This window comes from Nocardia sp. NPDC051832 (assembly GCF_040681285.1).
GTDB lineage: Bacteria > Actinomycetota > Actinomycetes > Mycobacteriales > Mycobacteriaceae > Nocardia.
Window position 1 is genome coordinate 498,646 of sequence record NZ_JBFAYL010000001.1, and the last position, 24,060, is coordinate 522,705.

Annotated in this window: 30 protein-coding genes; 11 read left to right on the top strand and 19 right to left on the bottom strand. The window is 66.7% G+C overall.

Annotation, left to right across the window (positions count from 1 at the left end):
• Entirely contained in the window at positions 1-429 is a 429-nt protein-coding gene (locus AB0M14_RS02045) for a hypothetical protein (RefSeq protein ID WP_364987451.1), read from the bottom strand.
• Positions 430-505: 76 nt separating this feature from the next.
• Between AB0M14_RS02045 and AB0M14_RS02050 the strand changes: the two genes are divergently transcribed.
• Genes AB0M14_RS02050 through AB0M14_RS02065 form a run of 4 tightly spaced genes read left to right on the top strand, consistent with a single transcriptional unit; the run spans position 506 to position 3,171 of the window.
• Positions 506-817: a WXG100 family type VII secretion target gene (locus AB0M14_RS02050; RefSeq protein ID WP_364987456.1), complete on the top strand. Its 312-nt coding sequence runs from the start codon at positions 506-508 to the stop codon at positions 815-817.
• Positions 814-1,101 carry a hypothetical protein gene (locus AB0M14_RS02055; RefSeq protein ID WP_364987461.1) on the top strand — a complete coding sequence of 96 codons (288 nt, stop codon included), beginning with the start codon at positions 814-816 and terminating at the stop codon, positions 1,099-1,101. The genes AB0M14_RS02050 and AB0M14_RS02055 overlap by 4 nt, the downstream gene beginning before the upstream one ends.
• Before the next feature lie 7 nt (positions 1,102-1,108).
• Positions 1,109-2,473, top strand: coding sequence for a putative toxin (locus AB0M14_RS02060; protein WP_364987464.1), 1,365 nt, complete (start codon positions 1,109-1,111; stop codon positions 2,471-2,473).
• Positions 2,470-3,171 carry a HEAT repeat domain-containing protein gene (locus AB0M14_RS02065; RefSeq protein WP_364987468.1) on the top strand — a complete coding sequence of 234 codons (702 nt, stop codon included), beginning with the start codon at positions 2,470-2,472 and terminating at the stop codon, positions 3,169-3,171. Before AB0M14_RS02060 ends, AB0M14_RS02065 begins: the two co-directional genes overlap by 4 nt.
• 74 nt (positions 3,172-3,245) lie before the next feature.
• On the opposite strand, the gene rpsQ is transcribed toward AB0M14_RS02065, so the two are convergent.
• From rpsQ to AB0M14_RS02125, 12 genes are all read right to left on the bottom strand, one after another.
• Entirely contained in the window at positions 3,246-3,518 is a 273-nt protein-coding gene (rpsQ, locus tag AB0M14_RS02070) for a 30S ribosomal protein S17 (RefSeq protein ID WP_209884080.1), read from the bottom strand.
• On the bottom strand, positions 3,515-3,754 hold the full coding sequence (rpmC, locus tag AB0M14_RS02075; protein WP_011207272.1) for a 50S ribosomal protein L29: 240 nt from the start codon (positions 3,752-3,754) through the stop codon (positions 3,515-3,517). Before rpmC ends, rpsQ begins: the two co-directional genes overlap by 4 nt.
• On the bottom strand, positions 3,754-4,170 hold the full coding sequence (rplP, locus tag AB0M14_RS02080) for a 50S ribosomal protein L16 (RefSeq protein ID WP_040704375.1): 417 nt from the start codon (positions 4,168-4,170) through the stop codon (positions 3,754-3,756). The genes rpmC and rplP overlap by 1 nt, the downstream gene beginning before the upstream one ends.
• Before the next feature lie 4 nt (positions 4,171-4,174).
• On the bottom strand, positions 4,175-4,984 hold the full coding sequence (gene rpsC, locus AB0M14_RS02085; RefSeq protein WP_364987473.1) for a 30S ribosomal protein S3: 810 nt from the start codon (positions 4,982-4,984) through the stop codon (positions 4,175-4,177).
• On the bottom strand, positions 4,985-5,386 hold the full coding sequence (gene rplV, locus AB0M14_RS02090; RefSeq protein ID WP_356973752.1) for a 50S ribosomal protein L22: 402 nt from the start codon (positions 5,384-5,386) through the stop codon (positions 4,985-4,987).
• The gene (gene rpsS / locus AB0M14_RS02095; RefSeq protein ID WP_019045020.1) at positions 5,383-5,664 is read right to left on the bottom strand and encodes a 30S ribosomal protein S19; all 282 of its coding nucleotides are present in this window, start codon (positions 5,662-5,664) and stop codon (positions 5,383-5,385) included. The genes rplV and rpsS overlap by 4 nt, the downstream gene beginning before the upstream one ends.
• A 14-nt stretch (positions 5,665-5,678) precedes the next feature.
• Positions 5,679-6,515 carry a 50S ribosomal protein L2 gene (gene rplB / locus AB0M14_RS02100; RefSeq protein WP_364987478.1) on the bottom strand — a complete coding sequence of 279 codons (837 nt, stop codon included), beginning with the start codon at positions 6,513-6,515 and terminating at the stop codon, positions 5,679-5,681.
• 33 nt (positions 6,516-6,548) lie between these two features.
• Entirely contained in the window at positions 6,549-6,854 is a 306-nt protein-coding gene (rplW, locus tag AB0M14_RS02105; protein ID WP_030522697.1) for a 50S ribosomal protein L23, read from the bottom strand.
• Positions 6,851-7,525 carry a 50S ribosomal protein L4 gene (gene rplD, locus AB0M14_RS02110; protein WP_364987482.1) on the bottom strand — a complete coding sequence of 225 codons (675 nt, stop codon included), beginning with the start codon at positions 7,523-7,525 and terminating at the stop codon, positions 6,851-6,853. The genes rplW and rplD overlap by 4 nt, the downstream gene beginning before the upstream one ends.
• Positions 7,522-8,190, bottom strand: a complete 669-nt coding sequence (gene rplC / locus AB0M14_RS02115) for a 50S ribosomal protein L3 (protein WP_364987486.1) — start codon at positions 8,188-8,190, stop codon at positions 7,522-7,524. Before rplC ends, rplD begins: the two co-directional genes overlap by 4 nt.
• Positions 8,191-8,204: 14 nt before the next feature.
• On the bottom strand, positions 8,205-8,510 hold the full coding sequence (gene rpsJ, locus AB0M14_RS02120; RefSeq protein WP_003938093.1) for a 30S ribosomal protein S10: 306 nt from the start codon (positions 8,508-8,510) through the stop codon (positions 8,205-8,207).
• 426 nt (positions 8,511-8,936) lie between these two features.
• A complete protein-coding gene (locus AB0M14_RS02125; RefSeq protein ID WP_364987490.1) occupies positions 8,937-9,392 on the bottom strand; it encodes a hypothetical protein in 456 nt (151 codons plus the stop codon).
• A gap of 60 nt (positions 9,393-9,452) precedes the next feature.
• Here AB0M14_RS02125 and AB0M14_RS02130 point away from each other — a divergent pair, with 60 nt between their 5' ends.
• Positions 9,453-9,929 carry a hotdog fold domain-containing protein gene (locus tag AB0M14_RS02130; RefSeq protein ID WP_364987493.1) on the top strand — a complete coding sequence of 159 codons (477 nt, stop codon included), beginning with the start codon at positions 9,453-9,455 and terminating at the stop codon, positions 9,927-9,929.
• 84 nt (positions 9,930-10,013) lie between these two features.
• Positions 10,014-11,210 (top strand): lycopene cyclase family protein, encoded by a 1,197-nt coding sequence (locus AB0M14_RS02135; RefSeq protein ID WP_364987497.1) that lies wholly within the window; start codon positions 10,014-10,016, stop codon positions 11,208-11,210.
• A gap of 27 nt (positions 11,211-11,237) precedes the next feature.
• Here AB0M14_RS02135 and AB0M14_RS02140 read toward each other — a convergent pair whose 3' ends face one another.
• The 3 genes from AB0M14_RS02140 to AB0M14_RS02150 are packed head-to-tail and all read right to left on the bottom strand — an operon-like array spanning position 11,238 to position 13,908.
• On the bottom strand, positions 11,238-12,098 hold the full coding sequence (locus AB0M14_RS02140; RefSeq protein ID WP_364987501.1) for an ABC transporter permease: 861 nt from the start codon (positions 12,096-12,098) through the stop codon (positions 11,238-11,240).
• Complete coding sequence (locus tag AB0M14_RS02145; protein ID WP_364991220.1) at positions 12,095-12,892, bottom strand: ABC transporter permease; 798 nt, start codon at positions 12,890-12,892, stop codon at positions 12,095-12,097. The genes AB0M14_RS02140 and AB0M14_RS02145 overlap by 4 nt, the downstream gene beginning before the upstream one ends.
• A gap of 14 nt (positions 12,893-12,906) precedes the next feature.
• The gene (locus AB0M14_RS02150; protein ID WP_364987505.1) at positions 12,907-13,908 is read right to left on the bottom strand and encodes an ATP-binding cassette domain-containing protein; all 1,002 of its coding nucleotides are present in this window, start codon (positions 13,906-13,908) and stop codon (positions 12,907-12,909) included.
• Between the two features lie 274 nt (positions 13,909-14,182).
• Between AB0M14_RS02150 and AB0M14_RS02155 the strand changes: the two genes are divergently transcribed.
• From AB0M14_RS02155 to AB0M14_RS02165, 3 genes are all read left to right on the top strand, one after another.
• A complete protein-coding gene (locus tag AB0M14_RS02155) occupies positions 14,183-15,700 on the top strand; it encodes an aldehyde dehydrogenase family protein (protein WP_364987509.1) in 1,518 nt (505 codons plus the stop codon).
• A 127-nt stretch (positions 15,701-15,827) separates the two neighbouring features.
• Positions 15,828-17,429, top strand: coding sequence for a lipase family protein (locus tag AB0M14_RS02160; RefSeq protein WP_364987512.1), 1,602 nt, complete (start codon positions 15,828-15,830; stop codon positions 17,427-17,429).
• A 7-nt stretch (positions 17,430-17,436) separates the two neighbouring features.
• Positions 17,437-18,429, top strand: coding sequence for a hypothetical protein (locus AB0M14_RS02165; RefSeq protein ID WP_364987516.1), 993 nt, complete (start codon positions 17,437-17,439; stop codon positions 18,427-18,429).
• On the opposite strand, the gene AB0M14_RS02170 is transcribed toward AB0M14_RS02165, so the two are convergent.
• Positions 18,382-19,629, bottom strand: coding sequence for a helix-turn-helix domain-containing protein (locus tag AB0M14_RS02170; protein ID WP_364987520.1), 1,248 nt, complete (start codon positions 19,627-19,629; stop codon positions 18,382-18,384). The genes AB0M14_RS02165 and AB0M14_RS02170 overlap by 48 nt on opposite strands.
• A 132-nt stretch (positions 19,630-19,761) precedes the next feature.
• Here AB0M14_RS02170 and AB0M14_RS02175 point away from each other — a divergent pair, with 132 nt between their 5' ends.
• A complete protein-coding gene (locus AB0M14_RS02175; RefSeq protein WP_364987524.1) occupies positions 19,762-20,562 on the top strand; it encodes an enoyl-CoA hydratase-related protein in 801 nt (266 codons plus the stop codon).
• Between the two features lie 75 nt (positions 20,563-20,637).
• Entirely contained in the window at positions 20,638-21,666 is a 1,029-nt protein-coding gene (locus AB0M14_RS02180) for an SDR family oxidoreductase (protein ID WP_364987527.1), read from the top strand.
• On the opposite strand, the gene AB0M14_RS02185 is transcribed toward AB0M14_RS02180, so the two are convergent.
• Positions 21,663-22,907, bottom strand: a complete 1,245-nt coding sequence (locus AB0M14_RS02185; protein ID WP_364987530.1) for an Nramp family divalent metal transporter — start codon at positions 22,905-22,907, stop codon at positions 21,663-21,665. The two genes, AB0M14_RS02180 and AB0M14_RS02185, sit on opposite strands and share 4 nt — an antisense overlap.
• A 101-nt stretch (positions 22,908-23,008) precedes the next feature.
• The gene (locus tag AB0M14_RS02190; protein WP_364991225.1) at positions 23,009-24,001 is read right to left on the bottom strand and encodes an alpha/beta hydrolase family protein; all 993 of its coding nucleotides are present in this window, start codon (positions 23,999-24,001) and stop codon (positions 23,009-23,011) included.
• Positions 24,002-24,060: the final 59 nt, after the last annotated feature.

Here is a 24,060-nt window from a genome sequence, read left to right on the forward strand (position 1 = left end):
TCAGCTCCACAGTCGGCGGGTGCCGACGGCGCCGTTGGCCGCGTCGAGATCTATCCGAATCTCCGCTGGGCTCACCAGGTATGGGACCAGGACATCGACGGCCCAGCCCGCCCGGTGTTCGAGCACAGTCTTGATAGCGGATCCGGCGAACGGCGCCGATACAGTCACATCGAACACAGAAGCTCTGGCGCGCAACGCGATCCGATCGCCGCCGATTTGCAGCCTGTCGATGATCGCCTGCTCGTCAGTGCCCAGGTCTCGCGGCTGACTCGACCGCATGCCCTTGCGACCGGATTGATCGATGACCAGCATCAATGGCGCGAAGGAATCCGCTTCGGCGAGTATCTGCGCGACGGCGTCGACCGCGTCGCGGAGCAGCATGTCGAAGTCTTGCTGCACCTCTTGCGGGGCAGTTGCTCTCCAGTCCAATGCTTTTCAACCTTGCTGGGCGATTTTTGGCTCGATACGCTTTCCGAATCATGCGCGGTATCGGGGAGGGGCGGACGTGAGTCTACTTGTGGACCCAGCGGTCCTGAACCAAGGAGCGGCCGATCTCCGATATCTCCAAGTCCAGCTCACTGAAACCCTCGCGACGATCGGCACCGAACACACTCGGTTGAAGGAGTTGTGGACCGGTGCCGCGGCCGACCATGTCAGCACGACATGGGAGGAGTTACGGCCTCGTCTCGTCACCCATTTCGAGAGATTGGGGCAGCAGGCGACTGCGTTGGGCACGGCGGCCACCGAAATCCTCGCTCAGGATAAGAAGACCGCCGACAGCATCTCGACAGCAGGGTCGAGCTTGGATCTGCCGTGAGCGCACGCAGTTACGACCTCGATGCGATGCAGGAGTTCATCACCCTGCTGGATCAGAAGATCACCGCGATCACCGAACACAACGCAAGCGTCAAACGCACTGCCGAAGGGGTTCTTTCGCAGTTCACCCGGGCCGCCGCTACCGCCTACGCCGCCGGTCACACCACTTGGCAAGCAGACGCGGCCAAGCTGCTGGCCGAGGTCCGGGCGGTCCGTGACAATGTCGCGGCCGCTCGGGCGAACTATCTCCAGGCCGAGCAGGCCAACAAGGAGATGCGGTCGTGAGCGATCGATGACCAAGGTCGATGCCGGGGCCTACTACACGGTCGGCGCATTGTTGCTCATGGTGAGTTCCCTCCTGGAAGCCGAACTCCGCGATCTCGACAAGACCTTGGACACCGCACGCTCCGCCGGGCTGTATCCCTACGGCGGCCCGAGCTGGGCGAAGAGTTTCGACCAGTCCGCCTCCGACGTGTTCGAGGCCGGGTCCACCGCGGCGATGGCGGCCAAGGCGCTCGGCATACAGATCTACACCGCCGGCCAAAACGTCGCACGCGCCGAAAACGACTCTCATCCAGGAACACAGCAAGACATTCCCGACGTGCCAGGCGGGACCGCATTGGCCATGAACCTGCACCCGACCGAGTTGGCGGTCGGGTCGACCGAAGGCAACCCGGACCACTGGGACATCATCGAGGATGTGGTGAAGGCCAAGAACCTCCGGGTATGGGCTGATTGCGACGAGGCCAGGATCGCCACCACCGGGAAACACTTCACTGACCACGGCATCAAAAACCAGGATCTCGCCGACGGCATCTATCGCTCTGTCCTGCACACATTTCCGGAGGAATCCGAACGCGAAGATCCGATCCTGGCCGACTACGTCCTAGATGCCGGCGCGCTGTGCAACGCCATCGAGGCCTACTCAAATGGTGCGAAGTACCTGGGGCTGGCCTGCAACCAGGTCGCGGCGGCAGCCAAGTCCGCCAAGGACGACTGCCGCACCACCCTGAAACTCCTACGAGGTATCGAGATCACCTACGAGGCGGACAAGGCCGTCGCGAAGAACCCGGTGGCGGCGAAGGCGATCGATTTCACGTGGGAAACCACGAAGACCTCGAACGCGCAAACGATCTCCGACCGGCTGGGCAACATCGAGGACAAGATCAAGGCCGCCGTATCGTCCAACACCGGAATCTATGCGATGGTGACCACCGAACTCGCCTACCTGTCCTCGATCCTGGGCCGAACACCACGCAACACCAAATACGTCGGCCGACCACCCAGCCAGAACAAGGCCGCTGGCGATGAGGGCGAACTACGTGCCGGGATCGACCCGACCTTGCCGAGACGGCAGATCACGATCATCGACCAGAACGGCAGCAAATCTTCGTCGATCCCGGACCGCATCGATGACTTCAATGAGCAGGTCACCGAGGTCAAGAACGTCAACGTTCTCGGCGAGGATGCCTACGGTCCAGACAGGTCTGTCAACCAGATCAAGACCCAGGTCCAGTGGGCGCAAGAGAACGGATATACCCACACGCTGATTGTCGATCACCGCACCCAGATCACCGATCCCGACATCCAACGCCTGATCAATGAAGGAAAGATAGAGCTGATACGGATGGAACTAGATGACGGGCCGAAGACATGACCATCATCAAATACGCACGTATGCCCTACGGGAGCGAGGATGGCGGCACCGAGTGGATGAACGACCTGCCTGTTCGATACAAGCACGGAGAGCGGGGGTTCGATCGGCGGATCATGGAGGAACTCGCCGCCGTCGGCGTCCCCTGCTATACGCTGAACGATCTCGCCAACGGGCCGGGCACTATCCCACAGGGCATTCCGATCTTTGTCGATTGGCTCAGTAGCCTCGAAAGCAAGATCCCGGGGCCGGAGACCGACCATCGTGCAGCCATCCGAACCGGCCTCATCCGGAACCTCATCGACCCTGCCGCAGAGGGAAACCAACAGGCCATCGACGTGCTCATCGCCCAAGTGCGTAGGGAAACACACAAGCCGCCGTACGCACAGACGTGGGCCTGCGATGCGATAGGCATGATCGCCGGACCCCAGAACTTCACACAGATCGCAGAACTGTTGCAGGAGTTGCCATCCGGGACAGCGATCTGCCCATTGATCGCCTACCTGGGCAAGGTCAAGACACCAGAGTCCCGTGATCTCGCGATCCGCTACCTCACCGGCGTGGGCCGCGAGGACGCGATCCAGGCCCTCGTGCAGATGAAGGCAACCGGGGTCCGGCATCTCATCGAGCCGCTGGTCGACGACCCGCATCCGCCGGTGCGGAAGAAGGCCCAGCGCGCCCTGGAGAATCTTCCTGAATAGATATGACGAAGGCCCGCTTTCCCCAACGGGGAAGCGGGCCTTCGTTTATCGACTTGTCAGCCGTGGAGGATGCCTTACTTGGCCTTCTCCAGGACCTCGACCAGACGCCAGCGCTTGGTGGCCGACAGCGGGCGGGTCTCCATCAGCTGAACGCGGTCGCCGATAGCGGCGATCTCGTTCTCGTCATGCGCCTTCACCTTGGAGGTGGTGCGGATGATCTTGCCGTAGAGAGCGTGCCGGTGCCGGTCTTCCAGCTCGACGACGATCGTCTTGTTCATCTTGTCCGAGACAACGTAACCGCTGCGAACCTTGCGGCTGTTGCGCTGCCCTTCGATCTTCTCGCTCATGCCGCATCTCCCTTGCCAGCGGGTCCGGTGGCCAGACCGAGCTCGCGCTCACGCATGACCGTGTAGATGCGCGCGATCTCGTGACGGACGACGCGCAGACGACGGTTGTTGTCGAGCTGACCCGTCGCCATCTGGAAGCGCAGGTTGAACAGCTCTTCCTTCGACTCGCGCAGGCGGGAAACGAGTTCCTCTTCGGTGAGCTCGCGGAGCTCTGCGGCCGGTGTTCCTGTAGCCATCAGAACTGCTCCTCCCTGGTCACGATCCTGCACTTCATGGGGAGCTTGTGCATCGCGCGGCGCAGGGCCTCACGAGCGGTCTCCTCGTTGGGGTAAGACATTTCGAACATCACGCGGCCGGGCTTGACGTTCGCGACCCACCACTCCGGCGAACCCTTACCGGAACCCATGCGGGTTTCGGCAGGCTTCTTGGTCAGCGGGCGATCCGGGTAGATGTTGATCCAGATCTTGCCGCCACGCTTGATGTGGCGGGTCATCGCGATACGAGCCGACTCGATCTGCCGGTTGGTCACGTAAGCCGGCTCCAGCGCCTGGATGCCGAACTCACCGAACGCCACCGAGGTGCCGCCCTTGGCCATGCCGGAACGACCCGGGTGATGCTGCTTGCGGTGCTTGACCTTGCGAGGCATCAGCATTGCGTCAGCCCTCCTGTGGTGTCTCTGCCGGGGCAGCAGCTTCCGCGGAAGCGGCCCGTCCGGCCTCGGTGCTGGTCGCCGTGGTGCCGGCGGAGCCGGACCGACGCGGGCGAGACGGACGCTCGCGGCGCGGACGGTCGTCACGACCACCGGCCGGAGCGGCGGCGGCGACGAGCTCACGCTTGCCACCGACGATGTCGCCCTTGTAGATCCAGACCTTCACGCCGATGCGACCGAAGGTGGTCTTGGCCTCGTAGAGGCCGTAGTCGATGTCCGCACGCAGGGTGTGCAGCGGCACGCGACCTTCACGGTAGAACTCCGAGCGCGACATTTCGGCGCCACCGAGGCGGCCCGAGCACTGCACACGGATGCCCTTGACGTTCGGCGAACGCATGGCCGACTGAATGGCCTTACGCATCGCGCGACGGAACGCCACACGGTTGGACAGCTGCTCCGCGACACCCTGAGCGACGAGCTGCGCATCCGATTCGGGGTTCTTGACCTCGAGGATGTTCAGCTGCACCTGCTTCTTGGTGAGCTTCTCCAGCTCGGCCCGGATGCGATCGGCCTCGGCGCCACGGCGGCCGATGACGATGCCCGGACGAGCGGTGTGGATGTCGACGCGAACCCGGTCACGGGTGCGCTCGATCTCCACCTTGGAGATGCCGGCCCGCTCCATGCCAGTGGCGAGGAGCTTGCGGATCTGGACATCTTCCTTCACGTATTCCGCGTACTGCTTGTCCGCGTACCAACGCGACTTCCAGTCGGTGGTGATACCGAGGCGGAAGCCATGGGGGTTGATTTTCTGTCCCATTTACTTTGCCCCTCCCTTCCGGCGGTTGCGAGTTGCGCCACCGGCGGTGGGAACGCTCTCGACCTCGATGGTGATGTGGCTGGTGCGCTTGCGGATCCGGAACGCGCGGCCCTGGGCCCGCGGCTGGAAACGCTTCATGGTCGCACCCTCGTCGACGAACGCCGTCGAGATGACCAGCGTGGCCGGGTTCAGGCCGAGGTTGTTCTCGGCGTTCGCCGCGGCACTGGCCACGACCTTGGCGACCGGCTCGCTCGCTGCCTGGGGCGCGAACTTCAGGATCGCCAGGGCGTCCTCGACTCGCTTGCCGCGGACCAGGTCCACGACACGACGAGCCTTCATCGGGGTCACGCGAACGTGCTTGGCGGTCGCGCGCGCAGTCGGATTCTGAGTCTCAGTGGTCATCGCCGCTTGCTCTTCCGGTCATCCTTGACATGGCTCTTGAACGTCCGAGTGGGCGCGAACTCGCCCAGCTTGTGTCCAACCATGTTGTCCGAGACGAACACCGGCACGTGCTTGCGACCGTCGTGGACGGCGAAGGTGTGGCCGATGAAATCGGGGATGATGGTCGAACGACGGGACCAGGTCTTGATGACCTGCTTGGTGCCCTTCTCGTTCTGGACGTCCACCTTCGCGAGGAGGTGGTCGTCGACGAACGGGCCCTTCTTCAGGCTGCGTGGCATTTCTTACCTCCTCCTTAGCGCTTCTTGCCGGTCTTGCGACGGCGGACGATGAGCTTGTCGCTCGGGCGATTGGGCTTGCGGGTACGGCCTTCCGGCTGTCCCCACGGCGAGACCGGGTGGCGACCACCGGAGGTCTTGCCTTCACCACCACCGTGCGGGTGGTCGACCGGGTTCATGACCACACCACGAACCGTGGGACGACGGCCCTTCCAGCGCATACGGCCGGCCTTGCCCCAGTTGATGTTCGACTGCTCGGCGTTGCCGACCTCGCCGACGGTGGCGCGGCAGCGCACGTCGACACGGCGGATTTCACCGGAGGGCATACGCAGGGTCGCGTACGGCCCTTCCTTGCCCAGCAGCTGGATGCTCATGCCGGCCGAGCGGGCCAGCTTGGCGCCGCCGCCCGGACGCAGCTCCACCGCGTGGATGGTGGTACCCGTCGGGATGTTGCGCAGCGGCAGGTTGTTACCCGGCTTGATGTCGGCGGTGGGGCCGGACTCGATCGGGGTGCCCTGCGTCACGCCCTTGGGGGCGATGATGTAGCGCTTCTCGCCGTCGCGGTAGTGCAGCAGCGCGATGTTGGCGGTGCGGTTCGGGTCGTACTCGATGTGCGCGACCTTGGCCGGGATGCCGTCCTTGTCCAGCCGACGGAAGTCGATCAGACGGTAGGCACGCTTGTGGCCGCCACCGCGGTGCCGGGTGGTGATGCGGCCGTGCGCGTTACGGCCACCCGTGCTGTGCAGCGGGCGGATCAGCGACTTCTCGGGGGTCGACCGGGTGATCTCGGCGAAGTCCGAGACGGACGACCCACGGCGGCCCGGGGTTGTCGGCTTGTATTTACGAATTGCCATGAGTTCTTCTCTACTTTCTGGATTCCCAGGCGCTTACGCGACCGGGCCTCCGAAGATCTCGATGGGCTTGCTGTCGGCCGAGATGGTCACGAGCGCGCGCTTGGTGTCCTTGCGCTTGCCGTAACCGAAGCGGGTCCGCTTGCGCTTGCCCTGACGGTTGGCGGTGTTGACGCTGGTCACCTTCACGCCGAAGACCTTCTCGACGGCAATCTTGATCTGCGTCTTGTTGGAGTCCGGGTGCACGATGAAGGTGTAGGTGCCTTCTTCGATCAGTCCGTAGGACTTCTCGGAGATGACCGGCGCCAGCAGGATGTCGCGGGGGTCGGCGATGGTGCTCACTTGCTCTCCTCCTGTGCAGCTTCGGCCGGGCCGTGCACGAAGGCGTTGAGAGCCTCGACGCTGAACACCACTTCGTCGCTGTTCAGGACGTCGTAGGTGTTGAGCTGGTCCGGAGCAATCGGCAGCACGTTTTCCAGGTTCGCCACGCTCTTCCACGCGGCAATGTCCTCGCGGCCCACGACAACCAGGAACTTCTTGCGATCCGAGAGCTCGGACAGGAAGGTCTTGGCGGTCTTGGTCGACGGGGCCTGCCCGGCGACCAGTTCGGTGACCACGTGGATCCGCTCGTTGCGCGCCCGATCGGAGAGGGCACCGCGCAGGGCGGCGGCCTTCATCTTCTTGGGGGTGCGCTGGCTGTAGTCGCGCGGCTGCGGGCCGTGGACGGTGCCACCGCCGACGAACTGCGGCGCGCGAGTCGAACCCTGGCGGGCGCGACCGGTGCCCTTCTGGCGGTACGGCTTCTTGCCACCGCCGGACACCTCGCCACGAGTCTTCGTGGCATGCGTGCCCTGGCGCGCCGCAGCAAGCTGCGCGACGACGACCTGGTGCATCAGCGAGATGTTCGCGGTCACGTCGAAGATCTCGGCGGGCAGATCAACGGTTCCGTTGGTCTTGCCACCGATTTCCTTGACGGGAAGCGTCAGGTTGGCCTTCTTCTCGAGGCTGGTCATGCGTGTGCACCACCCTTCACGGCGCTCTTGATCACCACGACGTTGCCGCGACGACCCGGGACAGCGCCCTTGATCAGCAGCAGGCCGTTTTCGGCGTCCACCTTGTGAACCGAGAGGTTCTGGGTGGTGATGCGGTCGTTACCCATCCGGCCCGACATGCGCATGCCCTTGAACACGCGGCCGGGGGTGGCGCAACCACCGATGGAACCCGGGCGACGGTGCACAGCCTGCGCACCGTGCGAGGCGCCCTGACCGGCGAAGCCGTGACGCTTCATGGTGCCGGCGAAGCCCTTGCCCTTGCTGGTACCCGTGACGTCGACGTAGGTGCCCTCTTCGAAGACGTCGGCCGAAAGCTCCTGGCCGATCTCGAAGGTGGAGGCGTCCGCGACGCGGATCTCGGCAACGTGGCGGCGCGGGGTGACACCGGCCTTGGCGAACTGGCCGGAAACCGGCTTGTTCACCTTGCGCGGGTCGATGGCGCCGAAAGCGATCTGAACGGCGCTGTAGCCGTCGCGCTCCTCGGTGCGGATCTGGGTGACGACGTTCGGTCCGGCCTTGATGACGGTCACGGGGACGACGCGATTGTTCTCGTCGAACACCTGGGTCATACCGAGCTTGGTGCCCAGGATGCCGGCCGCAGGCCTGCTCTTGTTATCAGTAGTCATGTCTCGAGTCCCCGTCACTGAATGTTGACGTCGACGCTGGCCGGCAGGTCGATACGCATGAGCGCGTCAACCGTCTTCGGCGTCGGGTCGAGGATGTCGATAAGCCGCTTGTGCGTGCGCATCTCGAAGTGCTCGCGCGAGTCCTTGTACTTGTGCGGCGAGCGGATAACGCAGTACACGTTCTTTTCGGTGGGCAACGGCACCGGGCCGACGACGCGGGCCCCGGTACGGGTCACCGTCTCGACGATCTTGCGCGCAGACGCGTCGATCGCCTCGTGGTCGTAGGCCTTGAGCCTGATGCGGATCTTTTGTCCCGCCACGCTAAGTGTCCTTTTCTCCGCTTTCGTTCGTGATCCCGCCAAGCCTGGGCCTGGCGTACCACCCTGCATTTACACAGCCCGAACACACGAAGACGTCTCACATTGAGACCACGATCGAGGCAATCGCCCGATCTCTCGCCGCTGTTCATCTGTCATGGTTCTCCGGTCCACGCGGTCGGGCGTGTCGCCCTGCTGCTCAGTCCCCAGCCCGGATCAAAAACTTCATCTCAGGCTCGGAACAGTGTCCCGGACGTACTCGCACCGGTAACCCGGTGAAGTACACGATGTAGTACTCGCCTCGCGATCCACCCCTTCCGCAGAAGTGGGCACGACCCTGTGCAAGGCAACCCGAACAGTATGCCCGACGCGATCCGCCAGTTCAAATCCGCCCCCCTCGCCCCGGTCGGAGCGGGGTGACCAGGGCCTTCAGCCGCGATTACGACGACGGCGACGAACCCAGAGCACGATCCACGTGACGAGCAGCAGCTGCGCGGCCAAGCCCAAACCGAACATGACGAGCGGCCGGATTCCCGGCGCGAGGGCGACGTCGTTGTCGGCGCGCATGGCGAACTGCCGACCCGCGGGCCATCTCTTGTCGTCGTCGAGGCCGAGCAGCCGGCCCGACCGGCGTGCGCCGTTCTTCAGCGTCCACTCGCCGGTGCAGTGGTAGCCCGCGGCGCTGCTACCTCGCCTCGACACGTAGTGCACGCATTCGGCCACGGTCGCGGTGACCCGGTCGCCGGTGAAGTAGATCTTGACGTTCTTGTACGAGGCCGGGGCCGTGACGCTGAGCCCGAGCAGCATGAGGAAAGCGAAGATGACGAGGTATCTGCCCAGTTTCGTTCGGCGCCACGAGTCCAGGCGTGTCCGCAAATCCCCCATGCCGCCCAAACTAGGACCTGACGCTGGTCTCGGAAACTTACTTTTGAGTAAGATAGGCGCATGAGCAAAGAGACCGCCACGTACCGGGGTTGGAAGAAGCTGCCGGACAACCGGCTGGGGCACACGCTGTTTTCGCTGGGCATGGTGGCGCGGGTGCCGTATTTCGGCACGGTGCTACCGAGTGTGGTGCGGCTGGAGCCGGGGCTGTGCGAGGTGACCTCGCCGAAGTGGTTCGGGATTCACAACCATCTCGGGACCTACCACGCCATCGCGGCGTGCAATCTGGCCGAGGTGGCGATGGGGATGTTGAGCGAGGCGACGGTGCCCGCCACGCATCGCTGGATCCCCAAGGCGATGAATGTGCAGTACCTGGCCAAGGCGGAGACGGGGCTGCGGGCGGTGGCGAAGCTCGCCGAGATTCCGGATTTCACCCAGATCACCGAGGGCACGAACGTGGTGGTGCCGATTTCGGTGTACGACAAGCACGGGCTCGAAGTCGTGCACGCCGAGATCACCACCTGGGTCACGCCCAAGTAGTACGGGACGGGTGCGGCCGAGGTCACCTCGGCCACGCCCGGCCTGTCCTTGCCAGCGGCCGAGCGGAACGGATTAGATGCGTCTATGAGTGGCAGCGTGGGCGGGGAATTCGATCTGTGCGTGGTCGGGCTCGGCCCGACCGGCCGGGCGCTGGCGCATCGGGCGATGCGAGCGGGGTTGCGGGTCGCGGCCATCGATCCGCGACCGGAGCGGCTGTGGCCCGAGACCTTCTCCTGCTGGATCGACGAACTGCCCGACTGGCTCCCGTCCACTGCCATCGCGCAGCGCATCGAGACGCCGGTGGTGTGGACCAAGTCCGAGCACCGGATTCCGCGCCCCTACTGCGTGCTGTCCAAGCCGGGGCTGCGCGACGCGCTCCCCCTCGACGACGCCACCGCCGTCACCGGCCGCGCCACCCGCGTCGACGCCCGCGAGGTCGAGTTGCAGGACGGGACAATCCTCAGGGCCGCAACGGTTTTCGATACTCGCGGCCTACCCACCCTGGGTAAACGCCGGGCCGCGAGTGCGCACGGCATCTTCGTCGACGCCGAGACCGCGGCGCCGATGATCGCCGACGGCGAAGGCCTGCTGCTGGATTGGCGGCCGGAGAACGGCGCGGGACCCGGCGAGCCGCCGTCGTTCCTCTATTCGGTGCCGCTCGGCGACGGCACCGTCATCTTCGAGGAAACCAGCCTCGGGCTACGCGGCGGTATGCCGCAACACGAGCTACGCAGACGCACACTGAATCGCCTTGCCGCGCACGGTATCCGGCTCAAAGGCACGGAGCCCAGCGAGGCCGCGCACTACCCGCTCGATCAGACGCCGCCGAAAAAGGGCGTGGCGCGAGCGGTCCCGTTCGGTTCCCGGGGCGGGATGATGCATCCCTGTACCGGATACAGCGTCGCCGACTCGCTCGCACTGGTCGACACCGCTCTCGAGGCCGTGCGAGCCGGCCGCGATCCGATCGAGGCGCTCTGGCCGTGGCGCGCCCGCCTCGTCTACTGGATGCGCATGCGCGGGCTCTGGGGCCTGGGGCGGCTGACCACCGATCAATCCATCGCCATGTTCGAGGCGTTCTTCACCGAATCCGACCGCGGGCAGCGCGCGCTGCTGTCGGCCCACGACGACTACACCGCACTGGGCGCGGTCCTGTTCAACACCGTCGCGCACACCTGGCCGTTCCGCTGGCGCTACGACCTCGTCGGCTGGACCAACCGCGACCGCTGGGTCGACTACCCGTTCGCGCCCGCCCCCGAACGCGCCGAACGCCGCGCCGGATAACTCCGGCACGGCGTTCGGTGAGGTGGCTCAGGCGCCGGTCTGGGCAGCGCGCTGGTAGCCGCGGATCGCGGGCCAGCCGAACAGCAGGATCAGGCCGAGCGTCCAGGCGATGGTCTTCCACAGCGCGTCCGCGACCGGGCCGCCGTAGGACAGTCCGCGCATGGCGTCGATGGCACAGCTCATCGGCTGGTTCTCCACGACGTCCTGCAACCAGATCGGGTACGCCATCTTCGGCACGAACCCGGTATTGAAGAACATCAGCAGCGTGTTCACGATGCTGACCAGGCTGACCAGCATCACGCCCTCGGTGATGGTCGCCAGCGCGGTGACGAGCACCGCGAAACCGACGCCGAACACCACCGGCAGCGCGATCAGCGCCAGGCCGGCGACCCAGCCCTGATCGAAGCGGAAGCCGAGCAGCATGCCGACCGCCAGCACGAAGATCGTGGTGATCAGGACGCGCACCGCTTCGGCGAGGATCCGTCCGGTCAGGCCGGCGGCCCGGTGTACGGGCATGGTCCAGAACCGGCCCAGCAGGCCGGTGGCCTTCTCCGTCTTGAATCCGAGCGCGCTGACCACCGCGCCCGACATGGCCGCCACGAGCGTGATCATCGCGACCTGACCGTAGATGGCGGGTTTGCCGGTGGCGTTGGTGATCGAATTGCCGAGCACCACGTCGAACATCAGCAGGGTCAGCGCCGGGTAGATCAGCGTCTGAATGGTGGTCGCGGGGTCGCGGGCCCAGCCGAACAGCAGCCGCTTGCATTGCAGCAGGCTGTGCGACGCCAGCGTCGCCAGCGCACGCTCCGAGGGCGGCGTCACCTCGGGCAACGCCGTCCAGTGCGCCTCGATCTCGAGTGGCGCCTCGGTGGTCTCCACAGAACTCATGACCGCCTCACACTCGCCCAGATCGCAAACGGAATGAACACAACAGCCAGGCCGGCCAGCCAGATCAGCGGCACCCAGAGCTGTTGCCAGCCGACGCCGTGCTCGGCCATCGCCCGCATCGCGCCGGACCACTGGGAGATCGGCTGGTTCCGCGCGAACGGCTGGATCCATTCGGGAAAACTGCTTTCGGGCACGAACCCGGTGGACAACATGCCGAAGATCAGGGTCGGCAAGGTCAGCGCCTGGCTCAGCGATTCGGGACTCTGGGTGAGCGAGCCGAGGCCGTCGGCGCCGATCGCGAGGACGGTGCCGACCGCCAAGGCGAAGGCGCAGAACAGCGCGGCCTGCCAGAAGCCGGCCAGGAACCGGAAACCGATCATGTGCCCGAACAGGATCGCCGCGATCAACGAGGTGACCGAGCGGATCAGGCCCGCGGAAATCCGCGCGGAGAACGGTACGAGCATGCCGATCGGCATGGTCTGCAGCCGGCTGCTCAGGCCCGTCAGCGCCTCGAAAGCCGCGAGCTGCGCGTTCGACATCATGGTGAAGGCCATGGTCTGCAGCACGATCACGGCCATCACGAACTGCTCGTAGTCGATGCCCTGGAACTGCATCACGAACTTCAGCGGCAGATAGAAGCCGACGGTGAACACCAGCGGCGTCACGAAGGCGACGATCAACTCACCCTTGGTCACCATGGTCCGGACGATGCGACCGGTCAGCGCCCGCCACTGCGCGAACGAGGACGGCTTGGCCACGGGGAGCTGCGCGAACAGCGCCGCCGGATCGGCCATTTCGGTAGTCGACACTACTTGCCGCCCGAATGCCCGGTCAGGGACAGGAACACGTCGTCCAGCGACGGCCGGCGCAGGCCGATATCGGCGAGGTCGACGCCCACGTAGTCCAGCCGGCGCAGCGCCTCGGCCAGGGTGGTGGCGCCGTCGGGGGCCGGGAACGAGAGCCGATCGGAGGAACCGATCTCGGCCAGGACCGCGGCGGGCACCAGATCGCCCAGGGCGTCGGCGGCGGTCTGCAACTTGCTCGGGTCCATCGGGACCACCTCGCAGTAGCTGCCGCCCGTCTTCTCCTTCAGCTCGTCGGCGGTGCCTTCGGCGATGACCGTGCCCTTGTCGATGACGATGATGTTGTCGCTGAGCACGTCGGCTTCTTCGAGGTACTGCGTGGTCAGCAGCACCGTGATGCCCTGGGTCTTGAGCACCTGGACCAGATCCCAGACGCCCTGGCGGCTGCGCGGGTCCAGGCCGGTGGTGGGTTCGTCGAGGAAGACCACCTCGGGCCGGACCACCAGGCCGCAGGCGATGTCGACGCGGCGGCGCATGCCGCCGGAGTAATTGCCCACCGCGCGCCGGCCCGCGCCGACCAGATCGAACTGCTCGAGCAGATCGTCGGCGCGCTTGCGGGCGGCGGACTTGCGCAAGCCCATCAGGCGGCCGAACAGTTCCAGGTTCTCGCGACCGGAGAGGTTCTCGTCGAGGGCTGCGTACTGGCCGGTCATCATGATCGAGCGGCGCACCCCGGCCGGATCCGCGCGCACGTCGTGCCCGGCGACCACGGCGGTGCCGGAGTCCGGAGTCAGCAGCGTCGACAGGATCTTGACCGTGGTGGTCTTGCCCGCGCCGTTGGGGCCCAGAATGCCGAGCACGGCGGCTTTCTCCGCGGTGAAGCTGATGCCCTGCAGGGCATGCACATCCCCGAAGGATTTGCGCACGTCTTCGACGACGACCGCGGTCTCGCGTTCCGGCCCGCCGGGGGTTTTCACGTGCGATTCTGGCTTGGTCAAGCTCGGCATCAACTCTCCACTATCGGCGGGGCGGCATGGCGTCTCCGGAGGAGATCCGTCCCAATGCGCGTGATGTTACCGGCTGGGTGAAACCGGCCGAGGCCTCAACGCACTACCCAGTTTCGCTCCGAGTTAAGTGTGTCGTTGCTCACAGTAACCGAATTCCATTGGCGCAATTCGGAATCGGCGCTGGTCGGGCCGTCAAGGGCAGTGCGGTGGCGGCGGCAGCGCCTTGTCGGGCCGCGAACACGCCCATACCCTGCAATTCAGGGAGGTGAGACCAATGGCCGAGTCCGCGCAGTCACGGGTGACGGGGCACCGGGGTGGTCCGAATGTGCTGACCTCATACGACCCACGCACCGGTGAGATCGTCGGAAATTACGCGGTGATGGGGCATGGGGAGCTCAACCGCACCGTCCGCTCCGCCCGCGCCGCCGAGAAATGGTGGGCCGGTCTGGGTTTCAGCAGCCGCAAACGCTGGCTCCTGGATTGGAAGCGCAGCATCGCCCGGCAGGCCGGCGAACTGGTGCACCTGGTGTGCGAGGAGACCGGGAAACCGGAGGCCGACGCCGCCATCGAGGTGATGCTCGCGGTGGAGACCCTGGATTGGGCCGCCCGCAACGCCGCCCGCGTGCTGGATCGCCGCAAGCTCGGCTCCACCTGGCTCACCCGCAACCAGCACGCCTCGGTCGGCTACCTGCCGCTCGGCGTGATCGGCGTGCTCGGCTCCTGGAACAACCCGGTCTTCACACCGATGGGGTCGATCGCCTACGCCATGGCCGCCGGCAACACGGTGGTATTCAAACCGCACGAGCTGACCACCGGCGTGGGCGTCTGGCTGGCCGAGAGCTGGAGCGAACTGGCCCCGAGCCAGCCGGTGCTACAGGCCGTCACCGGCGAGAAGGCCACCACCAACGCGCTGTGCCGGGCCAAGCTGGACAAGATCGCCTACGCCGGCTCCGATCCCGGCGCCCGCGAGGTGATTTCGCTGTGCGCCCAGACCTTGACGCCGGTGGTGATTGAACGCGGCGGCAAGGGCGCCATGGTGGTGCACGTCGACGCCAAGCTGGACGACGCCGCCGAGGCGGCGGTTTTCGGCGCGATGGCGAACGCGGGCCAGAACCCCACCGGCATCCAGCGGGCCTATGTCGCCGATTCGGTGTACGACAGTTTTCTGGAGCTGGTCATCGAGCAGGCCCGCAAGCTGCGTCCCGGCGCGGACAAGCGGGCCAGTTACGGCCCGATGATTCTGGAATCGCAAGTCGACGTGGTGCGCAAACAGGTGCGTGACGCCCTGGCGCGCGGCGGCAAAGCCGTTGTCGGCGGACTGGACTCGTTCCGGGAGCCGTATATCGAGCCGATCGTGCTGGCCGAGGTACCGGAGGAAAGCGTCGCGGTCACCGGCGAGGCGTGCGGTCCGGTGCTGGTGGTGAACCGGGTGCCGTCGATGGAGGAAGCCGCGCGGCGCATCAACGCCACCGGCAACAGCATCGCTGTCTCGGTCTTCACCCGGGATGCCGCGAGCGTCCCCGGTTTCGCGGAACGGCTGCGGACCGGAGTGGTGACCATCAACTCCTCCAGCCTCTACGCCGGCGTACCGGCGCTGCCCTTCGGCGGTCTCGGTGAGTACGGGCAGGGCCACAGCCATGGCGACCAGGGCTTACGCGAGTTCAGCCGGACGCTGTCCATCGCGCGCAAGCGCTACCGCGCGCCGGTGAACCTGTCGACTTTCGACCGGCAGGGGCGTCATCTGCGGATGGCGCGCACCATGTTCCGGCTCCGGCACGCCCGCCGCACCTGAGCCGCGGGGCGGTGGTGACGCGCCGCGACACCGCCATTTCGCATACCGTCCGGTCGGCTTCCCCTAGGCTCGAAGCCAGCTCTTCCTACACCTCATCCGGTCAGTTTCGGACACCCCGGAGGTCGGCGTGACCGCGGTAATCGATTGCTCGGAGCTCGACAACGGCACCCTGCTCACCGTCGGCCCACTGCCGCCCGAGCTGTGGCCGGAAGGCACGAAACAGGGCTTTCGCATCGAGTACGTCGCCGCCAATTTCCGCGGCGGCAAACGTGCGGTCGGCGGCTCCGTGTTCGTCCCGGCCGCCGGCGCCACCCCCGCCCCCGTACTGACCTGGGCGCACTGCACCGTCGGCAGCAACGAGCACAACGCGCCCTCGAAGGTGGGATTGATCCCGGAGGAGCGCAAGCACCTGGCGTCGTGGCTGGCCGCCGGATTCGTCATCGCCGCTTCCGATTACGAAGGTCTCGGCACCAGCGAACCGCATCCCTACCTCGACGGCGAGGCCATCGCCGACGACATCATCGATATCGCGCGCGCCGTGCACGGCATGGATCTGGACATCGACCAGCGCACCATCATCGGCGGCTTCTCCCAGGGCGGCCACGGCTCGCTGTTCGCCGCAGCGATCTGCACGGCCTACGCTCCCGAACTGGATCTGCGCGGCACGGTGTCGCTGGCGCCGCCGGTGCGCTTCCTGGAGTTCATCCAGCCCTACACCGAGGACGGCGCCGGATCCGTCCACGCGCTCGTCCCCACCATCCTCGCCGGACTGCACACCCGGCGACCGGAATTCGATGCCGGCTCGCAGCTCAGCCCGACCGGCCGCACGCTGCTCGACGTGGCGGTGCGGGAGTCCATGCAAGACCTGGACGCCCTGTGCTCCGGCACCACCAACGACCAAGCGGGAGTCACGGGGATCGCGGCCTGGCAGCCACTGATCGACGCGCTGGAATCGACGAGTCCGCCGGTGACCAAGTACGACCGGCCGCTGTTTCTCTGCGCCGGCGGCGCCGATCCGGTTTTCACCTCGCAGCAGGGCAGCGCGTTCTCGGCAGAGCTCGCCGAGTGCGGCACCGACGTCACGTTTCAGGACTACGGCAGCCTGGACCACTTCGGATTGCTGGAGCCCGCGGCGCAGGCCGCGTCCCGGTGGGCCGCCGACCTGGTCAGCGCGCCCCGGGCCACTGCCGCCGCGGCGGAACAGGTCAGCACGCAGGATATTCGCTTCCGGATTCTCGACGCCACCGGCGACGGCCGGATCGGCCCGGACGATTTCCGCGCCCACGCGCTGCGGCTGGTGCAGAGTTTCGGGCACCCGCTGGGCGATCCGATCGCGGTCCAGGTGCGCGTGGGCTACGAGGAACTGGCCCGGCAGCTGATTCGGCACTACGACCGCGACGGCGACGGGCACATCGATGTGCAGGAGTTCCTCACGCCCGAGGCGCACACCGTTCCGGCGGAGCTCACCGAGCGCGTCCGCGATCTCGTCGCCGCGGTGATGCGGCTGATCGACACCGACGCCGCCGGTCATATCTCGCGCGCCCGGTTCCGCGCGGTCGCGAGCGGCCTGGATATCGCCGACACCGAAGCCGACGAGATCTTCGCGCTGACCGACACCGACGGCGACGGTTTCCTGATCGAGGAAGAACTGGCCGCGACCGTCCTGCACTTCCTGACCGGCGACGACCCGCGATCACCCGGATACTGGCTGTTCGGCCGGTCGAAGTGAATCCTCGATGACACGGACCCACCTGATCGACGCGTGCCCGATCGCCCCCGAATTGTGGCCGGCCGGCGCGGATCTCGGCTATCGGCTGCGCTACCACGACCACGGCCGGGTCAGCTCGGGCACGCTGTTCCTGCCGCCGGACCGGGCACGAGCCCGCATGCCGCTGCTGACCTGGGCGCATTGCTTCGTCGGACTGGATCAGCACAACGCGCCCTCGCGGTACGGCCTGCCAGGATTCGAACTGAAATTCCTCTCCGGCTGGCTGGACCGAGGATTCGCGGTGGCGGCGGCCGATTACAAAGGCTTGGATGGCTGCGGCCTGAGCCCGTTCCCCGGCGCGCGCCAGATCGCCTCCGACATCATCGCCATCTGCCCGGCCGCGTTCGAGCTCGACGAACGCATCGAGAAGACCGTGATAGCGGCGGGATTCTGTCAGGGCGGCGTGGCGGCGCTGCACACCTCGCATCCCGGTCCGGAGTTGCACTGCAAGGGCGCCATCGGGCTGGCGCCGCCGGACTATCTCTCCTACTTCAGCATGGTCACCCGCGACGCCGACCTGCCGGCCGACGCGTTCATCCTCGCGTTGCTGGCCGGAGTGCGGATCAGCGACAACCGATTCCGGCCTGGCGAGTTCCTCACCCGGAAGGGAGTAGAGCTGCTCGAGGCGATCACGTCGCTGTCGGTGCCGCAGATGCGCGAACTCTTGGCGCCCTACACCGTCGGCGATCTCGGCGCCCAGCAGGTGACGTTGCGGAAACCGGTGGCCGCCGCGCTCGCCGGTTGCCAGACCATCCCGCAGGCGACCGCCAAATCAGTGCTGGTCTGCACGGTCGGCGTGGATCCGCTGGCGCCGCGCAGCATCGCACAACGCTACTGCCAGGAATTGACCCAGCGGGGCGCCGAGGTCACCCACCGGTCGTACACCACCGGCGGGCACATGGACATGCTGCGACTAGCGACCACTGACACGATCGACTGGGCCGTCGAACGCGCCGTCTGAGAGCAGCACGGCTTCCATCAACCGGCTGACCCGCGCCAATTGCTCCGGGCGGGCATCGAATCGGACCAGCCGGCCCACATCGATGACCTGGCCGATCGCCGCGTGCACCCGGAAACGCGCCTCCACCGGGTCGCCGTCGAGCAGGTTCGCCCACTCCAGCACGTTCTGCCGCTGGATGGCGCGCAGCTTGTGCTGTTCGGCCGGCGGCAGATTCGAGAACTCCGCGTAGTACACCGGCATGATCTCGGGCATCGCGAAGGTCAGCTTGGCCTGCCGTTCGGCGATGCGGCGCACCGCGTCCGGGCGGCTGGTGGCTTCGGCGAGCGCCTCGGTGATGGCCATGGCGACGCGGTCGCCGGTGCGGTAGAACGCGGCGGCCAGCAGGTCGGCCTTGCTGGTGAAGTACCGGTAGACGCTGGAGGCGTTGATGCCGACGGCCGCGCCGATCTCCTCGATGCTGGCCTCGTGATAGCCCTGCCTGCCGAAGATCCGGATCGCCTCGGTGAGCAGCTGCTCACGTTTGGAGGTGACCGGCAGGCCGCGCACGGCCGGGCCCGGATCGGGTTGCGGTGGCGCGGGCGGCAATTCGATGTTCAGCACGGCCCAGGCCATGTCGTGCAGCAGCGGAAGCAGGCGAGCGCCGGAGAGCGCGGTGCGATGCGCGGAGATGCTGGCGACGGCGCTGAGCACGGCCGCGGCGCGCATCGCGACATCCTCGGGCGGGTCCTGCGGGCGGATCAGCGCGATCGGCTCGGCCAGGGTGGCGTTGAGGTCTTCGTAGATCTTGCGGATCCGGATGCGGTCGTCGCGTTCGAGGTAGCGGCGTTCCCAGCGGTAGAGACCGGCTTCGCGACGGATCTCGATGGTGTGCTCGGCGATCGCCCGGATCAGCAGCTCCAGGCGGATGGCGGCCGCGTACTCGGGGTTGTCGGCGGCGACCGCGACGTTCAGCAGGTGCTTGGCGCCTTCTTCCGCGGCCGCGACCAGCAGCGCGTACTTGTTGGTGAAGTGCCGGTACAGGGCGGGGCCGGAGATGCCGACTTCGGCCGCGATCTCGTCGACGCCCACGGGGTAGTACCCGCGTTCGCTGAAAGCCCGCGCGGCGGCCCGGATGATCTGTACCTTGCGGTCCTTGGGACGACGGCGAACGGTGGCGGGTTGTTCGGGCGCGAGGTCTACTTCGCTGCGATCCGCGACCATGCACCTCTCCCGTTCTCCGTCGGCACTGTGTGTTGACAGCGCCGGACAAGTCCACCTAAGTTAACCACAATTCGCAAAGTTAACCACTATTCATGGCCCAGAGCCCGTTGAATGCCAGACCAGGAGCACAGAATGAGTAATCCGGATTCCAACCGACCGGCGGGTTTCTCAGCGGTCCACGACGGGAAGATCCTGCGCCTCACGCTGACCAAGCCGAAGCGTAAGAACGCCATCGACTACGACACCATGCTCGCCCTGGGCGACGCGGTACTGGCCGCCGCCGCGGACCGCTCGGTCCGGGTGATCGTGCTGACCGGCGAGGGCGGCGACTTCTGCACCGGCGCCGACCTGGCCTCCGGTCCGGAGGAGGCGGCCCGCGGCATCACCTCCGACATGGTGATGGACGCCGCCAACCGCCTGGTGAAGGCGATCGTGGACGCGCCGGTGCCGGTGATCGCCCGGATCCGGGGCGCGGCCGCCGGTGTCGGCGTCGGCATGGCGCTGGCCGCGGATTTGGTCTACGCGAGCGAGGACTCCTACCTGCTGCTGGCGTTCATCAACATCGGCCTGATGCCCGACGGCGGCGCCGCCGCCATGGTCGCCGCGGCAGCAGGACGTCCGCTGGCCGCCGAGATGGCGCTGCTCGGCGAGCGGCTACCCGCGCCGGCCGCCAAGCAGGCCGGCCTGTTCACCGCCGTCGTCGCCGACGCCGAGCTGGACGCGAAGGTGGAGGCCGCCGCCGCGAAGATCGCCGCCGGCCCGCGCCGCGCGCTCGAGCTCACCAAGACCGCGCTCAACGCGGCCACCCTCGGTGCGCTGGACGCCGCCCTGGCCGCCGAGAAGGCCGGACAGAGTGAGCTTTTGCAGTCCCCCGACTTCTTCGAGGGCGCGACCGCGATGCTGACGAAGCGGAAGCCGGTGTTCCAGGACTGAGTCGCGACGACCGGTGGCGCGCCTAGATCGGGCCAGAGTACGCGGACAAGCGGGCGAGCACTATGTTGAACGGCTATGGCTTACCTGGTTACCGGCGCAACTGGGTTCATCGGTCGATTCTTCATCCCTGAGCTGCTGAAGCGTCAGGGCGATATCCACGTCCTGATCCGGCCCGGCATCGACTCCGAGGACCGGTTCGCCGCCTGTGCGCGCGCATGGGGCGGGGCCGATCGAGTGCGGCCGGTGCGCGGTGATCTCGGTCTGCCGAAGCTCGGGATCGACCCGGGCTGGCTGGCCGAGCACCGCGGGTCGATCAAGCATGTCGTGCATCTTGCGGTCGGCTACGACGCGCTCGAACGGGGCGGCGGCACCCGCAATGTGGTGGAGGCGGCCGAGGATCTCGAAGCCGAGCTGCTGCACCATGTCTCGACGGTCGAGGTGGCGGGCAAGGCCTGCGAGGGCCTGTTCACCGAGGAGATGTTCGAGGTCGGACAGACGCTGCCGACGCCGATCCTGCAGGCCAAGTTCGAGGCCGAGAAGATCGTGCGCGAGTCCACGCTGCCGTGGCGGATCTACCGGCCCTCCCTCGTGATCGGGCACTCCGAGACCGGCGAGATGGACCGGATCGACGGGCCGTACTACTTCTTCCGGCTGCTGCGGATGGCCGCGCAGCTGCCGCGGCTGCTGCCGGTGATCGCGCCCAAGCTCGGCGAAACCAATATGGTGCCGGTCGATTACGTGGCTCGCGCACTGGACCACATCGCGCACCACCCGGGCGCGCATTCGACCACCTACCACTTGGTCGACCCGCGCCGCTTCCGCGCCGCCGAGGCGCTGAACCTGTTCGCCGACGAGGCCGGGGCCCCGCATCTGGTCGAGGTGATGCCCAAGCCCACCCTGGCCATGACACTGCGGGTGCCCGGCGCGAATTGGCTGCTCCCCCGGGTCGGCGTGCCGCTGGAAGTGCTCGAGCACAGCGAATTCAGCTGCCGGTTCGACTGCCGCAACACCACCGAGGCGCTGGCGGGCACCGATATCAAGGTGCCGCCGCTGGATGCCTACGCGGCGCGGATCTGGAAGTACTGGATCGAGAACTGGGTCTAGCCGGTGACCGTCAGGTAGATCAGCACCACGTTGAGCACGCTGATGACGGCGGCGACGAGCCAGGCCAGCGCGGTGGTGACGCGGTGGTTGACGTCGGCGCCCATCAGCACCCGGTCACTGGTGAAGCGCACCAGGGGAATCAGCGCGAACGGGATGCCGAAGGACAGCACTACCTGCGAGATGATCAGCGCGCGCGTCGGATCGATGCCGGCGGCCAGAATCGCGATCGCGGGGATGAGGGTGATCAAGCGGCGCAGCAGCAGCGGAATCCGGCGCCGGATCAGGCCTTCCATGATCATCGCTCCGGCGTACGCGCCGACCGAGGTGGAAGCCAGGCCGGAGGCGAGCAACCCGATCGCGAGCAGCAGCGCCGCGACGGGACCGAGCACGTCCCCGACCGCCGCGTGCGCGCCTTCGAGGGTGTCGACGTTCTCGCGGCCACGCAAGGTGTTGGCTGCCATCAGCAGCATGGACAAATTCACCGTGCCCGCCAGCACCATGGCCAGCCCGACGTCGACCTTGGTCGCCTTCAGTAGCCGCACCCGCAGCGGCCCGGGCTCCGGGCTGCCGTGCCGATCGCGCGCCAGACCCGAATGCAGGTAGACCGCGTGCGGCATGACGGTCGCGCCGATCATGGCCGCCGCGAGCAGCACGCTCTCCGCGCCGTCGAATTTCGGCACCAGGCCGCCGATCGTGCCGCCGGCCGAGGGCGGCGAGATCACGACACTGGCCAGGAACCCGATCGCGATGACGGCGAGCATTCCGGTGATGACGCGTTCGAAGGGGCGCTGCCCGCGCCGATCCTGGACCAGCAGCAGCCCCATCGACACCACGCCGGTGATCAACCCGCCGACCACCAGCGGCAGCCCGAACAGCAGCTTCAGCGCGATGGCGCCGCCGACCACCTCGGCCAGATCGGTGGCCATCGCGACGGTCTCGGCCTGACCCCAATAGGCCAGGCGCACCGGACGACTCGCCTTCTCCCGCACCGCCTCCGGCAGCGACATGCCGGTGACCAGCCCGAGCTTCGCGGACAGGAACTGCACCAGCCCCGCCATCACGTTCGCCATCACGATGACCCACACCAGCAGGTACCCGAATTCGGCGCCCGCGCTGATGTTGGAGGCGACATTGCCGGGATCGACGTAGGCGATCGCGGCCACGAACGCCGGCCCGAGCAGCGCGAAGAACGAGCGTGCGCGCCGCGCGGTCGAGTCCGGCGCACCGAAGGTTGTACTCACGGAACAGAATTTTACGGCTAACCGAACTTTGTGTTTAGCTAGCCCCCGAAAAACAAACCGCCCTGGTCACGAGGGGTGACCAGGGCGGCGTGCGGGTGGACTCAGATGCCGAGACCGCGAGCCAGCACCGGCCAGGACTGGTGCAGATCGTCGTTCCAGTAGCCCCAGGAGTGGGTGCCGGACGGGCGGAAGTTGAAGGTCGCGGGGATGTTCAGCTCGTTCAGCTTGGCCTGCAGGTTACGGGTGCAGAAGTTGGTGCCGGCTTCGATGACGCCGCCGATCAGCAGCTGGTTGGCCAGGCCGTAGGAGCCGGGCAGCGCGTACTGACCGTTCAGGGTGTCATACGGGCCGGGCAGGCCGTTGCCGGTGGAGATGTAGAGATCGAGGCCGCGCAGGCCCTCGGCGTTCAGATACGGGTCGTTCCGCTTCCACTCCTCCGAACCCTGCGGGCCCCACATGTTCTCGGTGTCGCCGCCGCCCCAGGTCTCCACCGTGAGCTTGACGAACTCGGAGCCGACCGGATCGGAGGTCTGCGCGCACCCGCTGTAGGCGGCGGCCGCCTTGTACAGGCCGGGCTTGGCGATCGGCAGCGCGAGCACGGTGGTACCGGAGGTGGACAGGCCGGCGATCCCGTTCACGCCGTTGGTGCCCAGCGCGCCGTCGATCAGCGGGGGCAGTTCCTCGGTGAAGAACGTGGTCCACTTGTTGCGGCCCAGCGTCGGATCGTCCTTGATCCAGTCGGTGTAGTAGCTCCACTTGCCGCCGATGGGCTGCACGACGTTGACGTTCTTGTCGCTGAGGAAGGTCAGCGCGTCGGTCTTGGCATTCCAGGAGGCCTGGTCCTCGCCGCCGCCGGCGCCGTTGAGCAGGTACAGGGTCGGGCGCGGCACCGAGGCGTCGGCCGGCCGCTGCACGTCGACCGGAAAGGTCTGGTCCATGGCCGCGGAGTAGACGTGCAGGCGGATGTTGCGCGCGTCCTTGATCTCGGCCTTGGTGATCTTCGAACCGTCCGGCGCGACCGGGTTGGCCAGCAGCGCCTTGTTGTCGATGACCGGGTCGGCGGCTGAGGCTGGTGACGCGCCGAGGCCGGTCATGACGCCCGCTAATACTGCGGTAGCCGCGATCAACACCGTGGCCCGCGAGCCACGACGCC

Coding starts and splice junctions, on each gene's coding strand:
- AB0M14_RS02180 (WP_364987527.1), top strand. CDS start 20,638: ATGGCTTACCTGGTTACCGGCGCAACTGGGTTCATCGGTCGATTCTTC.
- AB0M14_RS02190 (WP_364991225.1), bottom strand. CDS start 24,001: ATGACCGGCCTCGGCGCGTCACCAGCCTCAGCCGCCGACCCGGTCATC.
- rpsC (WP_364987473.1), bottom strand. CDS start 4,984: ATGGGACAGAAAATCAACCCCCATGGCTTCCGCCTCGGTATCACCACC.
- AB0M14_RS02150 (WP_364987505.1), bottom strand. CDS start 13,908: ATGCCGAGCTTGACCAAGCCAGAATCGCACGTGAAAACCCCCGGCGGG.
- rpsQ (WP_209884080.1), bottom strand. CDS start 3,518: ATGAGCGAGAAGATCGAAGGGCAGCGCAACAGCCGCAAGGTTCGCAGC.
- rpsS (WP_019045020.1), bottom strand. CDS start 5,664: ATGCCACGCAGCCTGAAGAAGGGCCCGTTCGTCGACGACCACCTCCTC.
- AB0M14_RS02060 (WP_364987464.1), top strand. CDS start 1,109: ATGACCAAGGTCGATGCCGGGGCCTACTACACGGTCGGCGCATTGTTG.
- AB0M14_RS02140 (WP_364987501.1), bottom strand. CDS start 12,098: ATGAGTTCTGTGGAGACCACCGAGGCGCCACTCGAGATCGAGGCGCAC.
- rplV (WP_356973752.1), bottom strand. CDS start 5,386: ATGACCACTGAGACTCAGAATCCGACTGCGCGCGCGACCGCCAAGCAC.
- AB0M14_RS02130 (WP_364987493.1), top strand. CDS start 9,453: ATGAGCAAAGAGACCGCCACGTACCGGGGTTGGAAGAAGCTGCCGGAC.
- AB0M14_RS02155 (WP_364987509.1), top strand. CDS start 14,183: ATGGCCGAGTCCGCGCAGTCACGGGTGACGGGGCACCGGGGTGGTCCG.
- rplC (WP_364987486.1), bottom strand. CDS start 8,190: ATGACTACTGATAACAAGAGCAGGCCTGCGGCCGGCATCCTGGGCACC.
- rpmC (WP_011207272.1), bottom strand. CDS start 3,754: ATGGCTACAGGAACACCGGCCGCAGAGCTCCGCGAGCTCACCGAAGAG.
- AB0M14_RS02175 (WP_364987524.1), top strand. CDS start 19,762: ATGAGTAATCCGGATTCCAACCGACCGGCGGGTTTCTCAGCGGTCCAC.
- rplD (WP_364987482.1), bottom strand. CDS start 7,525: ATGACCAGCCTCGAGAAGAAGGCCAACCTGACGCTTCCCGTCAAGGAA.
- rplP (WP_040704375.1), bottom strand. CDS start 4,170: ATGCTGATGCCTCGCAAGGTCAAGCACCGCAAGCAGCATCACCCGGGT.
- AB0M14_RS02170 (WP_364987520.1), bottom strand. CDS start 19,629: ATGGTCGCGGATCGCAGCGAAGTAGACCTCGCGCCCGAACAACCCGCC.
- AB0M14_RS02125 (WP_364987490.1), bottom strand. CDS start 9,392: ATGGGGGATTTGCGGACACGCCTGGACTCGTGGCGCCGAACGAAACTG.
- rplB (WP_364987478.1), bottom strand. CDS start 6,515: ATGGCAATTCGTAAATACAAGCCGACAACCCCGGGCCGCCGTGGGTCG.
- AB0M14_RS02145 (WP_364991220.1), bottom strand. CDS start 12,892: ATGGCCGATCCGGCGGCGCTGTTCGCGCAGCTCCCCGTGGCCAAGCCG.
- AB0M14_RS02165 (WP_364987516.1), top strand. CDS start 17,437: ATGACACGGACCCACCTGATCGACGCGTGCCCGATCGCCCCCGAATTG.
- AB0M14_RS02065 (WP_364987468.1), top strand. CDS start 2,470: ATGACCATCATCAAATACGCACGTATGCCCTACGGGAGCGAGGATGGC.
- AB0M14_RS02135 (WP_364987497.1), top strand. CDS start 10,014: ATGAGTGGCAGCGTGGGCGGGGAATTCGATCTGTGCGTGGTCGGGCTC.